The organism is Pseudoalteromonas sp. TAE79 (assembly GCF_000498015.1).
Taxonomy (GTDB): domain Bacteria; phylum Pseudomonadota; class Gammaproteobacteria; order Enterobacterales; family Alteromonadaceae; genus Pseudoalteromonas.
This window is the reverse complement of the sequence record NZ_AUTL01000201.1, coordinates 1-1,884: the sequence shown is the minus strand read 5'-3', so window position 1 is coordinate 1,884 and position 1,884 is coordinate 1. Positions and strand designations below refer to the sequence as shown.

Genomic DNA, 1,884 nt, shown 5'->3' with positions numbered 1-1,884 from the left:
GCCTTACTTTGTTTGATATGTGTAAAGCAGCCGACCCACTAATGGAAATTAGCGGCATGCGCGTTACTCAAAAAGCAGGGGGCAAAAATGGTAGTTGGCAACGCGATTAATCCAAACGATGCAATATCTAGCGCCCAAAATGTAGAGTTATTGTTTTTTGGGCAACTAAAAGAGCGGTTAAAGTGCAGTAAATTAAGTCTTGAGATTACGCAGCCGCTTACTATTTCAGAGCTTAAATTAAAATTAGTGAGTCAATACCCGCACTGGCAACCGTGGCTGGAAGAGCGTGAGCTACTTGCAGCGCTTAACCAAACTATGTCATCAAGCGACGAAATAGTGAAAGCAGGGGATGAGCTTGCCTTTTTCCCGCCGGTTACAGGTGGCTAATGAGCATACATATTCAAGTACAAACCGATGATTTTAATGTAGGTGACGAGCACAATACGCTTTGTAGTAATAATAAAAGCGATGGCGCTGTTGTCACCTTCACAGGTTTGGTAAGAGAGTTCAGCAGTGGCGATAACGTTATTGCACTTGAGCTTGAACACTACCCTGGTATGACCGAGCAACTCCTTCAATCTATTGCAGAGCAAGCACAAACTCGCTGGCAACTGGCGCGAATATGTATTATTCACCGCGTTGGTTACTTAGCACTTGGCGAGCAAATTGTATTTGTAGGCGTAACGTCCCGCCATCGCCAAGCCGCGTTCGAAGGCGCACAATTTATTATGGATTACTTAAAAAACCACGCCACGTTTTGGAAAAAAGAGCACTTTAAAGACTCATCAAATTGGGTTGAGTTTAAACAAAGTGACAAACAAGCGCTGGATAAGTGGGAAAAGTGATGCAGATATTTCATTACTTGTGCTCTACAGAGGTTATATAGCTCTCAGTTTGCGTGTGAAGTCTGCGTTTTTCGTGTTATAAATCAGCAATATTAGATTGTTAGCTCGACCCAAGTCTGGAAGACATATGCGCACATCAAAAATGTTATATTTTACAATATTATTACTTGTTCTACTTTCAGCTTTTCTTGCTGTATGGGTATATGATTTAAAAGAAGGTAAAGATTTACTGAGCTTTACCATATCAACAGTAAGCTTTTGTATAGCCGTATTAGCTTTATTTATTACTGTTAGAACATATACATCAATTGATAGTGTAAATAATATTAGCAAAATGGAAGGTAACATTTTAGATAATGAAAATTACGTAACCTCACTTCCAGAGTTAATTAACCAGTTTAAGTCCCAAAATGAAAATACACTAGGGGCTGTTGATCTTTGTAGTACATATATCAATCAGCCCACATTGGTAGCCACATCATAGTAAATGCTAAAGCGAGCATTGAATGATAATTTCGTTCAAGCTTTTCATACCGCGTGGCTATCCCTCTATATTGCTTAATACGGCCAAATGCATTCTCAACCAAGTGCCGATATTTGTACATGCACCAGTCAATATCTTCATTGCCTACTAAACTGTTGCCCTTACGTGGAATAACGGGTGTAGCGTTATTATCACGAACAAACGCTCTCAGTTTTTCACTGTCGTAGCCTTTATCTGCGACAACCATATTACTTGTTGGGCAATTAGCTACGAGTGACTCTGCATGGACGATATCATGCGTATTTCCACAGGATAATTCATAATAAACAGGCAACCCTCCGCTATCGACTGCAAGATGAATTTTCGTAGAATTTCCACCTCGGCTCTTTCCAATTGATTCATTGTCAGCAGTTCTTGCACCGCAACTATGTTGATGAGCCCTGACAATACTGCCATCAATGAAGACCCAATCCATGTCCGCATCACGAGATAATGCGCGAAACAGTTCATTCAAAATCCCTTTTTTGGACCATAAATTAAACCGTCTGTAGATAG

The 1,884-nt window shown here is 40.3% G+C and carries 4 protein-coding genes and 1 pseudogene; 4 read left to right on the top strand and 1 reads right to left on the bottom strand.

Going from position 1 to position 1,884, the window contains the following annotated elements; all coding sequences use genetic code 11:
• The 4 genes and pseudogenes from moaC to L655_RS0115135 form a co-directional block, all read left to right on the top strand.
• A pseudogene (gene moaC, locus L655_RS0115150) lies at positions 1–110 on the top strand (cyclic pyranopterin monophosphate synthase MoaC); the annotation flags it as partial.
• Positions 88–387: a MoaD/ThiS family protein gene (locus tag L655_RS0115145; protein ID WP_024605472.1), complete on the top strand. Its 300-nt coding sequence runs from the start codon at positions 88–90 to the stop codon at positions 385–387. The pseudogene moaC and the gene L655_RS0115145, both read left to right, overlap by 23 nt.
• Positions 387–845 (top strand): molybdopterin synthase catalytic subunit MoaE, encoded by a 459-nt coding sequence (gene moaE / locus L655_RS0115140; protein WP_024605471.1) that lies wholly within the window; start codon positions 387–389, stop codon positions 843–845. The genes L655_RS0115145 and moaE overlap by 1 nt, the downstream gene beginning before the upstream one ends.
• A gap of 127 nt (positions 846–972) precedes the next feature.
• Positions 973–1,329 (top strand): hypothetical protein, encoded by a 357-nt coding sequence (locus L655_RS0115135; protein ID WP_024605470.1) that lies wholly within the window; start codon positions 973–975, stop codon positions 1,327–1,329.
• Here L655_RS0115135 and L655_RS0115130 read toward each other — a convergent pair.
• A partial coding sequence (locus L655_RS0115130; protein WP_024603875.1) for an IS5 family transposase occupies positions 1,298–1,884 on the bottom strand: 587 nt, incomplete at its 5' end. The genes L655_RS0115135 and L655_RS0115130 overlap by 32 nt on opposite strands.